Source organism: Agathobaculum butyriciproducens, from assembly GCA_003096535.1.
GTDB classification, from domain to species: domain Bacteria; phylum Bacillota; class Clostridia; order Oscillospirales; family Butyricicoccaceae; genus Agathobaculum; species Agathobaculum butyriciproducens.
In genome coordinates, this window is sequence record QEKJ01000006.1 from 42,489 (window position 1) to 54,527 (window position 12,039).

Below are 12,039 nucleotides of genomic sequence, written 5' to 3' on the forward strand. Positions count from 1 at the left end.
CCATAAAAAGGATATGCGCTTTCTCCCGCCGTTATACGGCTTACCCTTGCACCGAGCCGAGTCCGAAGCTGACTGCCAGTGCTTCATCGACGTGCCGCATGGCTTTTTCGTCGAGCGAGCCCATTTTCTCGCGCAGGCGGCGTTTGTCCAGCGTGCGGATCTGCTCGGTCAGGATGATGGAATCCTTGGTCAGTCCGTAGTTCGGCGCACCGACCGTGATATGCGTCGGCATTTTCGCCTTGTTGATCTGCGATGTAATAGCGGCGGCGATCACGGTCGGACTGTACCGATTGCCGACGTTGTTCTGCACGATCAGCACCGGACGGATGCCGCCCTGCTCACTGCCAACCACCGGACTGAGATCGGCATAGTAAATATCGCCTCGTTTGATGTTGCTATCCACTTTGGTTCACACTCCGATGAAATAGATTTACGGTGCTGCCTGATGTTTTTCCCGCAAACCTATTTTCCCCGTGTCACACAAAATTATAACTGTATAATGCAGAAAAGCGGAGAGAGAAAAATCTCCTCCGCTTCAAAGCTGTCGCGAAACTACAGTTTCGCCGACAAGCAGGAACGGACCGCAGGCCGTTCCAAAGTCGTCCGAAAGTTCCTGTTCAGAAACTTTCTCCCTCCAGAAGTAAGAAAACCGTGATACATGCTCCCGGTTTTCTTGCATTTGCAACGCAAATGCTGTTTTAATAGCGCTGCCGCGCGATACTATCAAACTAACAGGATACCGACTTTGAGAGACAAATGAAGCGAGGGAAAATCCCTCGCTTCATCTTATGCACGCAATGTCAGTAAATTACCGATAGAAGCGCGGCACGCGCCGGCTGATGGCGCACAGCACCTCGTACGAGATGGTGCCCGCCGCGTCTGCTGCGTCCTCTGCCGTCCAGCCTTCAGGACCGAACACGGTCACTTCGTCACCGCGATGTACGTCTACGCCCTCCGGAATACGCACCATGCACATATCCATGCAGATGCGGCCGAGCACGGGCGCTTTCACGCCGCCGAGCAGCACCTGCGCCTTGCCCGAGCCTGTACGCAGATAACCGTCCGCATAACCCATTGAGATAACCGCCATATGGGTCGGCTCTGCCGTCTCGAAGGTGCGGCCATAGCTGATGGTCGTATTCGCCGGAATATCGCGCACCTGCACCACACGCGCCTTGACGGTCATGGCGGGTCTCAGATCGAGCACCGGCGGCACGGAGGCATCCGGCCGATAGCCGTACAAGATAATGCCCGCGCGGGTCATCGTGCAGTGCATCTTCTCGTAGGTTTGGATGGCGCCGCTGTTCGCACAGTGGCGCAGCGGCAGGTCAAGGCCGGCCGCTTGCAGACCCTCGCACACATCCGAGAAGCGCTTGTACTGCAATTCCGTGTACGCCTCGCCGGAGGGCACGTCGGCAACCGCAAAATGCGTGAAAATGCCTTCGCTGATCAGGCCCGGCAGCTTGGAGCACGCAAGGATATCCTGCACGGTCTGCTCACACTCCCACGACGGGAAGCCGAGCCGCGTCATGCCGGTATCCAGCTTGTAGTGTACGGTGACCGGCTTGCCGGTGCGCTCTGCTGCCGCGCTGATGAGTTCTGCGGTCTCGCGGTCGTACACCGGCACGGTGATGCCGTACTGTACCGCCGTGTCCATATCCTTCTCGTCCACATAGCCAAGGATGAGGATGGGCGTTTCGATGCCTGCTTCTCGCAGCTCCACACCCTCCGGAATGGTCGCTACCGCAAAATACGGTGCGTCCATCTTCTCCAGCCGCTTAGCCACCTGCACGGCACCGTGACCGTATGCGTCCGCCTTAACGACACACAGGACCGGCGCCTTTGCCTGCTCGCAGATCACGCGATAATTATGCTCGATCGCACCGAGGTCGATCTCCGCCCAAGTGCGGTGTTGATTTACTTCCATTGTTTTCGTCACTCCAACAGAACCGTTTGGTTCCTGATTTACTGACAGGATTCCACCTGTATGGTCAGCACGCGCGCACCGTCCGCATACAGCTCGGCATAGACCGGCTGCAGATCGCTCTGCCGCAGCCACACCTGCTTTTCCACGCTGTCGTCTGCCTTCTCATAGCGCAGCACGAGCAGGCTCTCGCCGTTTGTGTGCTCGCTCCACACCTGTGCAGGCGCAGCGTACCGCAGATCGTTCAGCAAACAGAACCACGCGTCTGCCGGGGTCAGTCCGGTGTGTCGAGGAGCAATATCATCCAGCTGCAAGTCGTTGTACTGCAGCGTGAACGCGCCGTTCTCCTCACCCGAGATGCGCCCGCCGATACCGGCGACCGACTCCGGTGCGGTCAGCGTGAAGGAATCGCTGTCCTCTCTATTATAGACATAGTCGCTTTCAAATTCCAGTACAGATTCGTCCAAATCCGAGATTATTTTCAAATGCGCCGTACAGCTGTCCAACGATGCGAAATGCGCACGCACATCCTCAGCACTCATTTCCGCCGAGCGGCCGCAGCCGCAGAGCAGAACAAGCGCCGCCAAACCACACAGCAGCCTGTTCAGATTACCACTCCTTTGACCGGTTTATCACCATGTTTTCGAGTTATATCGTTTCAGCAGAATCGGCAGCTGCGTCAGCATATCGCTCGGCGTCATGCCGTATTCGCTCAGCGCATTCGCAGCCAGATCTCCGGCTCTGCCGTGCAGCCACGCCGCCGTACAGGCTGCCGAAACCGCGTCAATGCCCTGTCCGCACAGCGAAACCAGCATGCCTGCCAGCACATCGCCGCTGCCGCCTTTCGCCATGCCGGGATTGCCCGAGGTATTGCGATAGCAGCCGCCGTCCGGCGTAAAAATGCGGGTGCGGTGTCCCTTGTAGAGCACGATGCACCGATAGTCCTGCGCGAACTGTGCCGCGTCCGCAGCGGTCGCATCCGGCTTGCCGCTGAGCCGTGCAAACTCGCCTGCGTGCGGCGTGAGCACGACCGGCTTTGCCGTTCGCCGCAATATATCCTTATGCCCGGTAATCGAATTTATGCCGTCCGCATCTAGCACAATCTGGCAAGCAGCTTTTTCAAGCAGGGTACACACGATTTCGGTCAGCGTATCCGAACGGCCGAGTCCGCACCCGATGAGCAGCGCGTCCGCCTTTTCGGCAAGCGCAAGCAGCTTCGACAGTGCGTCCATGGAAAACAGCCCGTTTTCATCCTGCGGCATGGGCCGCACGACCGGCTCATTCAGCTTGACCGCCAGCACCGGCCACGCACCCTGCGGAACTGCCAGCGTCACAACGCCGCTTCCCATGCGGACCGCGCCCTGTGCCGAAAAATATGCCGCGCCTGTATATCCTGCCGAGCCGCACACGCACAGAATGCGGCCGTAGTCGTTTTTATTTGTCTCCGGATTGCGCGGATGCAGTACGCTGTCCACAAAATCCTGGTTTATCTCTGTCATATCGTTTCCTTTCAAGTCGAAGCCGCTGCCGCGTTCGCCTGCGCGTGCACTGCGTCGATTGCGAGGACGACCGCCAGCGCAAGCATCTCATCCGCCGAATCTGCGATGTCCAGCGCGTAGCAGTCGCCCCATGTGAACCACTCCTTGGAGATGGACACGACCTCGCGGCCATTCTGCGTGATACGGTATTCATGCGCCCAGAAATCGCCCTCGATTGTCCAGTCGAGACCCTCTATCCCGTACTTTTCGAAGAAAAACGTAAACCGCTTGACGATTTCCGCGCGTTCCACGCCGTCCATGTACACAAAGAAGCGAGGCATCATGCTGAACACCTTCTGCTGGATGAATGCAGTTTCCCGGCCGGTCAGGTCGGTAACGTGCAGCTTCTTTCCCCACGAGAAAAATTCGCCCTCAACGTAGTATTTGTCCGCGCCGGTTTCATCAAACACGGTGAAGCGATCTACCCACGAAAAGACTTTCTGTTTGATGCATAGTTTCATAACTATCCCTCCCCCTTTTCTTACAGAATAACACGGCGTGTGCTGACCGTCAAGCACGGACGTTTCGCTGCACCGCCGCATAGGCTGACACGAGGAGGTGATACTTTGGCGATCAAGATTTTTGTCGATCAGGGACACAATCCGTCCGGTCCGAACACCGGCGCGGAAGGCAGCGGACTGCTCGAGCAGGATGTGACCTACGCGGTCGGCGTGTATCTGGCCGATCTTCTGCGGGCTGACCCTCGGTTTGAGGTGCGACTGAGCCGCAGCACACCCGAGGAAATCCTCGGCACAAGCAACGCCACCAGTCTGGCCGAGCGCGTGCGGCTGGCGAACGAGTGGCCTGCGGATTACTTCATCAGCATCCACTGCAACGCGAACGTAAATCCCGCCGTCAACGGCACCGAGGTGTATGTTTATCGGGAAAATACGCAGGCGTACTGGCTGGCGCAGCATGTGCTCGCCGGCATCGTTGCGCGTGTCGGCACGCGCGATAACGGCGTGCGCGTCCGTCCAAGCCTGTATGTCCTGCGGCGGACGCAGATGCCTGCGATTCTGGTCGAGCTGGCATACCTGACCAATACTTCCGATGCGATGAAGCTGGAGAACGATCCGTTCGGGTTTGCACAGGGCATTTATAACGGTCTGCTCAGTTATTTTGATTTGGAACCGTATTAAACAAAAAAACGAGAGGTCTTTTGACCTCTCGTTCTATCTTTCTTAACGCACTTTACTAACGTCGCAGCTTTTCGCGCGTTAGCGCGCATTTAATAGAATTTGCAGTGCAAATTCCAAAAAAGCGGGAGCATGTATCGGCGCAGCGCGGCCGAGAAGCCGCGCAAGGATAGCGCAGGATTTTTTGACTTTGGGAGGGAGAAAGTTTCCGTATGGGAACTTTCGAACGACTTTGGAACGGCCCACGGTCCGTTCCTCTTGTCGGCCAAACCGTGGTTTGGCGACAGCATCTTAAAATCCTCCGGTGACGCCTAAAACCTGTCCGGTAATGAAAGACGACTTATCCGAGCACAGATACAGAATGCTGTCCGCGACCTCGGCTGCCGCGCCGACTCTTCCGAGCGGTGTCTGATCGGCAAGCTCCTGCATGGTATCCGCACTGTGCATGGCATTCATGTCGGTGTCGATCACGCCCGGCACAATGCAGTTGACCCGGATATTGCTCGGGCCAAGCTCCTGCGCGAGCGACTTGCTCAGGCCGATAATCGCAGCCTTGCTCGCGGAATAATGGCTCTCGCAGGACGCGCCGCACTCCCCCCACATGGACGACACCGTAACGATGCTTCCCTTGTGATTGTGCAGCATTTCAGGCAGCACAGCGCGGATGGTGCGTACCGTACCCATGAGATTGACATCCAGCATGCGCATCCAGTCCGCGTCGGTGATATTCTGGAACAGCTTTTGTTCGGCGATGCCTGCATTGCAGACCACGGCATCGATGGTGCCGAATCGCGCCTTGACCTCCGCCGCGGCCAGCTCGACCGCTGCGGTATCCTGCTGGTCGGCCAAAAGCGCCAGTGCGCCAGTCTCCCCAGCGAGCCTGTCCGCCGCCTCACGGCTTTTGCTGTAAGTAAACGCGATATTCCATCCGTTTTCGGCAAACGTGCGCACACAGGCGGCACCGATGCCGCGCGAGCCTCCGGTGATGAGAACAGTCTGCGCCATGTCAGATGGCAACCGTCTGCTGTGCCTCGAACAGGCACTGGTTCAGATCCTTGCTCTGTGCCAGACCCTCCTCAATGTCGATATCGGTAACAATGTTGTTATCCGAAACAACAACACGATTGGCCTTGCCCTCCATCAGAGCACGAACCGCAGCATAGCCCATGCGAGTCGCCATAACACGATCCATAGCAGACGGAGAGCCGCCGCGCTGGATGTGACCAAGGATCGTTACACGGGTATCAATGCCGGTAGCCTCGTGAATCTGGTCTGCAACGGCCTGTGCGGAGCCATAGCCCTCGGCTACGATGATGATATGGTGGTTGCGGCCCTTGATACGGCCGATACGCATTTTCTCTACGATCTCGGTGTCGAAATCCAGCTGACGCTCGGGCAGGCAGATCGCGGTCGCGCCGACTGCACAGCCAACCTGCAGTGCCAGATGACCTGCACGGCGGCCCATGACCTCTACGACCGAGCAACGCTCGTGGGACTGCATGGTATCGCGCAGCTTATCGATGCACTCGATCGCAGTATTGCAGGCGGTGTCAAAACCGATGGTGTAATCCGAGCAGCCGATATCATTGTCGATGGTACCCGGAACGCCGATGCACGGAACACCCTTGCGGGAAAGCGCCTGTGCACCGCGGAATGTACCATCGCCGCCGCAGCAGATCAGGCCGTCAATGCCGAGGTAGCGGCAGGTGTCAGCCGCTTTCTGCAGACCTTCCTCGGTCAGCATCTCCTTGCAGCGTGCGGTGTACAGCATGGTGCCGCCCTTGCGGATAATGCCGTCTACACTGCGGGCACCCATCTCGATGATGTCACCGTTGATGAGACCGCTGTAACCGCGGCGAATGCCGAGAACGGAAATATCGTTTGCGCTTGCGCTGCGGACTACCGAGCGAATAAGTGCGTTCATGCCGGGTGCGTCGCCGCCGCTGGTAAGTACGCCGATTCTGCGAATTTGTTTATCCATGATAAAGCCTCCCTGTTGTCGGTTCTGTTTTCTTTCTTGGCGGCACGGTCAATGCCGCACTGACCTCTGTATTGCAGTTCTGTTTCCCTCTGCGGAAACCGTCTCTCTCCCCAAGGATAAACACAGTCTCCTATTGTATTATAACATCTTCCTCGCGCAAGAGAAAGCGTAATTTTGTTAAAAATGCAATATCCGGTTTGCACCAGTACCGGCGGGCAGCGAGCGTCTTTTTCTTCGTGTCCATCGGGTAGAGATAGACCGGCGTATCACCGGGCTGTGTGCACAAAACCTCTTTAATCTGCGTCCATTCATCACTCTGCAGGCTGGAAATACGCAGGAACAGCTTTTGCGGCGCCAGCTTTGCCGCCTGCGCATCGGTGTAGACCGACTTCTGCGTGCCCTTTTTCGGCTGCTGCAGGCTCTCCACTGCACTCTCGGTGAGCGGCTGCGCCTCGTTCAGCAGCACCTTGGGCGCCTCGTCCTCTCGTGCGTCGATCTTACCGGTAAGCAGGACTGCGCTGTCCTCGGTGAGGTATGCGCCGCACTGCTGCAGCGAACGCGGGAACACGACAAGCTCAATCGCCGCCGTGTCGTCCTCCGCGGTGACATACGCCATCATCGAGCCGTTCCTGGTCGATTTCAGACGCACCGCCGTGATAACACACGCAAGCCGGACGGTCATGCCGTCCTTGTAGACCGGCCTGCTGCTCTCGCCCGTCAGGTCGTCGATGATCTGCTTGACGGAGGCCGCCTGCGCCTTCTGCGTCAGGCTGCGATACTCGTCCATCGGGTGACCAGAGAGGTACAGACCGGTGGTCTCCTTCTCCATCGCCAGCAGTTCCCGCTTGGGTACTTCCGGAATGTTCGGCATCGCAATCTGCGTGTCGCGCACCTCGTCGTTGCCCATGCCGAACAGGTCCATCTGACCCTCGATGTTCTTCTTGCGGTTCTGGGCAATGGCATCTACTACGGGATTGACGATTTTCAAAAGCTGACTGCGGTAGTAGTGCATGGAATCGAACGAACCCGCCTTGATGAGACTTTCGAGCGCTCTGCGGTTGAGTTCGCGGTCATACATGCGCTCGCAGAAATCCTGGAACGAGGTAAACAGGCCGTTCGCCTCTCGCTCCTCGACAAGCTGCTTCATAAACGAGCGTCCCACACCCTTGACGGCTGCCAGACCGAAGCGGATATTCTCTCCTGCAACCGAAAACTCATCGTAGGATTCGTTTACGTCCGGCGGAAGCACCGCGATGCCCATATCACGCGCCGCCTGAATATACTCGGAGATCTTATCCGAAACATCCAGAACGCTCGTCAGCAGCGCCGCCAGATATTCTCTCGGGTAGTGGCATTTGAGGTACGCCGTGCGGAACGATACGACTGCGTAGCATACGGCATGTGCCTTGTTGAACGCGTAGTTTGCGAAATCCATGATCTCGTCAAACAGGCTTGCCGCAACAGCTTCAGGCACGCCGCGCTTGATGGCGCCGTCAATGCCCAGCTCCTCATTGCCGTAAATGAAGTTGACGCGCTCCTTTTCCAGCTCCTTCATCTTCTTTTTACTCATGGCGCGGCGCACCATATCTGCCTTGCCAAGCGAGTAACCAGCAAGGCTCTGGAACACCTGCATAACCTGTTCCTGATAGATCATACAGCCGTAGGTGACGCTTAAAATCGGCTCGAGCAGCGGATGCTTGTACGTTACCTTTTCCGGATGGTGACGACACTCAATGTAGCGCGGAATGGACTGCATCGGACCGGGTCGGTACAGCGCAACGACTGCGGTAATGTCCTCGATGGACTGCGGGCGCAGACCGGTAACGACGTTGGTAATGCCCGCGCTTTCCAGCTGGAATACGCCCATGGTCGAGCCCTTGCCGAGCATCTCGTAAGTCGCGGGGTCGCTCATATCCACGTTCTCGATGGAAAAATCCGGCGTGTGACGGCGAATCAGCTTTTCCGCGTCCGCGATAACGGTCAGGTTGCGCAGGCCGAGGAAGTCCATCTTGAGCAGACCGAGTTCCTCGATGGTCACCATCGTAAACTGCGTTACCATCTGGTCGCCGTTGCGCGACAGCGGAACGTAGGTGTCCACGGGGTCCTTGGTGATAACCACGCCTGCCGCATGCGTCGATGCGTTGCGCGGCATGCCCTCGAGCGCACGCGCCGTATCAATAAGCTCTTTGACCTGCGGCTGCTCGTCGTACATCTTTTTCAGCTCCGCGTTGATGGTCAGCGCCTTGTCGATCGTAATGTGCAGCTCGTTCGGCACCTGCTTGGCAACCGCGTCAACATCGTTGTACGGAATGTTGAGCGCACGGCCGACATCGCGGATGGCACCGCGGGCAGCCATCGTGCCGAACGTGACAATCTGCGCCACGCGATCCTTGCCGTACTTGCGGGTAACGTACTCGATGACCTCCGGACGGCGAACATAGCAGAAGTCCACGTCGATATCCGGCATGGAGACACGCTCCGGATTCAAAAATCGCTCGAAGTACAGCGAATAGTGAATCGGGTCAAGGTCGGTGATAGCGAGGCAGTACGACACGATCGAGCCTGCTGCCGAGCCGCGTCCGGGTCCGACCGGAATGCCCTGACTTTTTGCGTAGCCGATAAAGTCGGACACGATGAGGAAGTAATCGACAAAGCCCATCTTGGCGATCATGTCGATCTCGTACTGCAGACGCTTGCGCACGGTGCCGTCATCGTTCGGATAGCGCCTTGCGAAGCCTTCATCGCACAGCTTCTGCAGATATTCGAGCGAGGTGTAGCCGTCCGGCACATCGAATTCCGGCAGGTGGTACTTGCCAAACTCAAACTCAACCTGACAGCGTTCTGCGATCTTTACTGTGTTGGCGAGTGCCTCCGGGTGCTCCGGAAACAGCGCCGCCATTTCGTCCGCGTCCTTGATGTAGAACTCCTGCGTCTCAAACTTCATGCGGGTCGGGTCATCCACGGTCTTGCCCATCTGAATGGACATCAGCACGTCCTGAATGCGCGCATCCGCCTTAGTCAGATAATGCGCGTCATTGGTCGCCACCAGACCGATATTCAGCTCTCTGGAAAGCTGGTACAGACCCTCATTGACTTTCTGCTGCAGCGGAATGCCGTGGTCCTGAATTTCAAGGTAGAAATGCTCCCGGTCAAAAATATCGAGGAACTGCTCGCAGAGGTCATACGCGCCGTCCATATCACCGTCCGCCAGCGCACGCGGAATCGCGCCCGCCAGACACGCAGACAGACAAATCAGACCTTCGCTGTGCGCGCGCAGCAGCTCCATGTCGATACGCGGCTTCATGTAAAAGCCCTCGGAGAAACCGCACGACACCATGTGGATGAGGTTGCGGTAGCCGGTCATGTTCTCGCACAGCAGGATGAGGTGCGTGTGCCACTCGCCGTTGATGTAGCTGCGATCAAAGCGCGAATGCGGCGCCAGATACACCTCGCAGCCGATGACCGGATGGATCCCCTTCGCCTTGCAGGCGCGGTAAAAGTCGATCACGCCGTACATGACGCCATGGTCGGTCAGCGCGCAAGAGGTCTGCCCCAGCTCTGCCACACGGTCCACCAGCTTTTCGATACGGCAGGCGCCGTCCAGCAGGCTGTATTCGCTGTGGACATGCAGATGTGCAAATGGTACCAATTTAGTCCTCCTTTTCCGCAAGCTCAATGATCTTTTTCAGGCGGTGGCTCAGTCCCGGTTTGGAGATAGGCGGGTCAAAGCGCTGCGCCAGCTCGGACAGGCTGTCCGTCGGGTATTCCAGACGCAGGCGCACAGTCTCCCACAGGTTGCCCGGAAATGCATCCTCCCCCTGCCGGTCGATCAGCGCCTGAATCGCCGCGATCTGCCGTGCCGATGCATCGGCGGCCTTCATCATGTTCGCGGTCTCACAGTTGACCTGCCGGTTGATCGTGTTGCGCAGATTCTTCTCTACCTTCGCCTGCATCAGCTCCATCGCCGCGTGCGGCGCACCGATGCGCGTAAGGAAATCCTCCGCGCTTGCGCCGTCCTTAAAGTACAGCAGATACGCGCTGCCGCGCCGTGCCTGCTTGGGCGATAAACCTAAATCAAGCATCAGGCTTGTCTCCTCGCCCGACAGACTCTGGTGGGTGGTTTTCAGCTCGAGATGGCTTTTCTTGTCCGGTCCCGCGACCGTGCCGCCCATGAGGAAGGCGCCGCGCAGGAAGGACGCAATGCAGCAGTCCTCCTCGAGCAGATTGCGGTTGATGTGATAGGTGATGTGGCTCTTGCAGTCGTAGCCGAGCGCGTCAAACACGCGTCCGATCTGCGCCGGTTCGGTGAGCACAAGCTGCTGCTTGCGGCCTGCCTTCTGCGGCTCGCACTCAACAAAAAACGCGCGCTGCAGCAGCGCCTGCAAGCGGCGGACAACGGTCATGTTCTCCGCCGACAGCCGTATCTCCTTGTGCGAAAAAACCGAGGCATGGAGCAGTGCGCCGTAAACCTCGGCACGCGTGCAGCAGGCGCGCTGCATGGATACCCGGCACAGCTCGTTTTTGACCTCGGTTGAAAAAGACATATATTCTCTCCGTTCTGTACAGCACGCTTCGCCTGTCCGGAACGAAGCGGGTTTATCTCTGGTAATCGCGGTGCATGGTTACTACACCGTATTCCTGCCTGCGCAGGTGTTCGCTCAGCGCCTCGGTGATAGCGACCGAGCGGTGCTTGCCGCCGGTGCATCCGATGCTGATAATCAGATTCGCCTTGCCTTCCGCGATATAGCGCGGCAGCAGAAAGTCGATCATGCCCGTCAGGTATCGCATCAGCACATCCGCCGTACCGCCGCGGAACACATAATCGCGCACCTCCGGATCGGTGCCGTTGCGCTCGCGCAGGCTCATTTCATAATAGGGATTGGGCAGGAAACGCACATCGAACACAAGGTCGCTCTCGGGTGGAATGCCGTACTTGAAGCCGAACGACTGTACGATGACCTCAAACACCTCTCCGCTCTCGGTTCCGGAAAACATCGTCAGCAGACGTTCGCGCAGACCGGCAGCAGACAGTCCGGTGGTGTCCACCACAAAGTCGGCACGGTCGCGCAGACCGGACAGCATTTCGCGCTCCTTTTCAATGGCGGCTGTCATGGACATGCCCTTTTCCATCAGCGGATGCTTGCGGCGCGTCTCCTTGTAGCGGCGGATGAGCGTCGGCGTGTCCGTGTTGAGGAACAGGATACGGTAATCGCAGCCCATGCTCTTGATCGAATCCAGCGAATCAAACAGCTGCTGAAAATCGCCGCCTGCACGCACATCGGTGACGAGCGCCACACGTTCATAGCGTTCGGTTGCCGCCAGACAGATCTCCGCAAAGCGCGGTATGAGGGAGATCGGCAGATTATCGACGCAGTAATAGCCTAAGTCCTCAAGCGTGGCGACCGCGCGGCTCTTGCCTGCGCCCGACATACCGGAAACGATCAAAAAATACATGTTACC

General features: G+C 57.8%; 11 protein-coding genes. 1 reads left to right on the forward strand and 10 read right to left on the reverse strand.

Features of this window, described 5'->3' with window-relative positions:
- Positions 1-40: 40 nt before the first annotated feature.
- From C7386_RS06505 to C7386_RS06525, 5 genes are all read right to left on the reverse strand, one after another.
- Positions 41-403 (reverse strand): type II toxin-antitoxin system PemK/MazF family toxin, encoded by a 363-nt coding sequence (locus C7386_RS06505; RefSeq protein ID WP_110437051.1) that lies wholly within the window; start codon positions 401-403, stop codon positions 41-43.
- A 405-nt stretch (positions 404-808) separates the two neighbouring features.
- Positions 809-1,927 (reverse strand): alanine racemase, encoded by a 1,119-nt coding sequence (gene alr, locus C7386_RS06510; RefSeq protein ID WP_110437052.1) that lies wholly within the window; start codon positions 1,925-1,927, stop codon positions 809-811.
- A 38-nt stretch (positions 1,928-1,965) separates the two neighbouring features.
- On the reverse strand, positions 1,966-2,511 hold the full coding sequence (locus C7386_RS06515; protein ID WP_110437053.1) for a hypothetical protein: 546 nt from the start codon (positions 2,509-2,511) through the stop codon (positions 1,966-1,968).
- Between the two features lie 45 nt (positions 2,512-2,556).
- Positions 2,557-3,423 (reverse strand): NAD(P)H-hydrate dehydratase, encoded by an 867-nt coding sequence (locus C7386_RS06520; protein ID WP_110437054.1) that lies wholly within the window; start codon positions 3,421-3,423, stop codon positions 2,557-2,559.
- Between the two features lie 11 nt (positions 3,424-3,434).
- Positions 3,435-3,923 carry an LURP-one-related/scramblase family protein gene (locus tag C7386_RS06525; protein WP_165815489.1) on the reverse strand — a complete coding sequence of 163 codons (489 nt, stop codon included), beginning with the start codon at positions 3,921-3,923 and terminating at the stop codon, positions 3,435-3,437.
- A 105-nt stretch (positions 3,924-4,028) separates the two neighbouring features.
- Here C7386_RS06525 and C7386_RS06530 point away from each other — a divergent pair, with 105 nt between their 5' ends.
- The gene (locus C7386_RS06530; protein WP_110437056.1) at positions 4,029-4,601 is read left to right on the forward strand and encodes an N-acetylmuramoyl-L-alanine amidase family protein; all 573 of its coding nucleotides are present in this window, start codon (positions 4,029-4,031) and stop codon (positions 4,599-4,601) included.
- Between the two features lie 288 nt (positions 4,602-4,889).
- Here the strand turns inward: C7386_RS06530 and C7386_RS06540 are convergent, their stop codons facing one another.
- The 5 genes from C7386_RS06540 to rapZ form a co-directional block, all read right to left on the reverse strand.
- On the reverse strand, positions 4,890-5,603 hold the full coding sequence (locus tag C7386_RS06540) for an SDR family NAD(P)-dependent oxidoreductase (RefSeq protein ID WP_116705098.1): 714 nt from the start codon (positions 5,601-5,603) through the stop codon (positions 4,890-4,892).
- A 1-nt stretch (position 5,604) separates the two neighbouring features.
- A complete protein-coding gene (pfkA, locus tag C7386_RS06545; protein WP_116705099.1) occupies positions 5,605-6,579 on the reverse strand; it encodes a 6-phosphofructokinase in 975 nt (324 codons plus the stop codon).
- A gap of 130 nt (positions 6,580-6,709) precedes the next feature.
- Complete coding sequence (locus C7386_RS06550; protein WP_116705100.1) at positions 6,710-10,228, reverse strand: DNA polymerase III subunit alpha; 3,519 nt, start codon at positions 10,226-10,228, stop codon at positions 6,710-6,712.
- 1 nt (position 10,229) lies between these two features.
- Complete coding sequence (gene whiA, locus C7386_RS06555) at positions 10,230-11,123, reverse strand: DNA-binding protein WhiA (protein WP_116705101.1); 894 nt, start codon at positions 11,121-11,123, stop codon at positions 10,230-10,232.
- A gap of 52 nt (positions 11,124-11,175) precedes the next feature.
- A complete protein-coding gene (rapZ, locus tag C7386_RS06560) occupies positions 11,176-12,033 on the reverse strand; it encodes an RNase adapter RapZ (protein WP_116705102.1) in 858 nt (285 codons plus the stop codon).
- Positions 12,034-12,039 lie beyond the last annotated feature (6 nt).

Bases quoted from the DNA above. Each gene is read 5' to 3' on its own strand.
- alr (WP_110437052.1), bottom strand. From the start codon at position 1,927: ATGGAAGTAAATCAACACCGCACTTGGGCGGAGATCGACCTCGGTGCG.
- C7386_RS06520 (WP_110437054.1), bottom strand. From the start codon at position 3,423: ATGACAGAGATAAACCAGGATTTTGTGGACAGCGTACTGCATCCGCGC.
- C7386_RS06525 (WP_165815489.1), bottom strand. From the start codon at position 3,923: ATGAAACTATGCATCAAACAGAAAGTCTTTTCGTGGGTAGATCGCTTC.
- C7386_RS06540 (WP_116705098.1), bottom strand. From the start codon at position 5,603: ATGGCGCAGACTGTTCTCATCACCGGAGGCTCGCGCGGCATCGGTGCC.
- pfkA (WP_116705099.1), bottom strand. From the start codon at position 6,579: ATGGATAAACAAATTCGCAGAATCGGCGTACTTACCAGCGGCGGCGAC.
- whiA (WP_116705101.1), bottom strand. From the start codon at position 11,123: ATGTCTTTTTCAACCGAGGTCAAAAACGAGCTGTGCCGGGTATCCATG.
- rapZ (WP_116705102.1), bottom strand. From the start codon at position 12,033: ATGTATTTTTTGATCGTTTCCGGTATGTCGGGCGCAGGCAAGAGCCGC.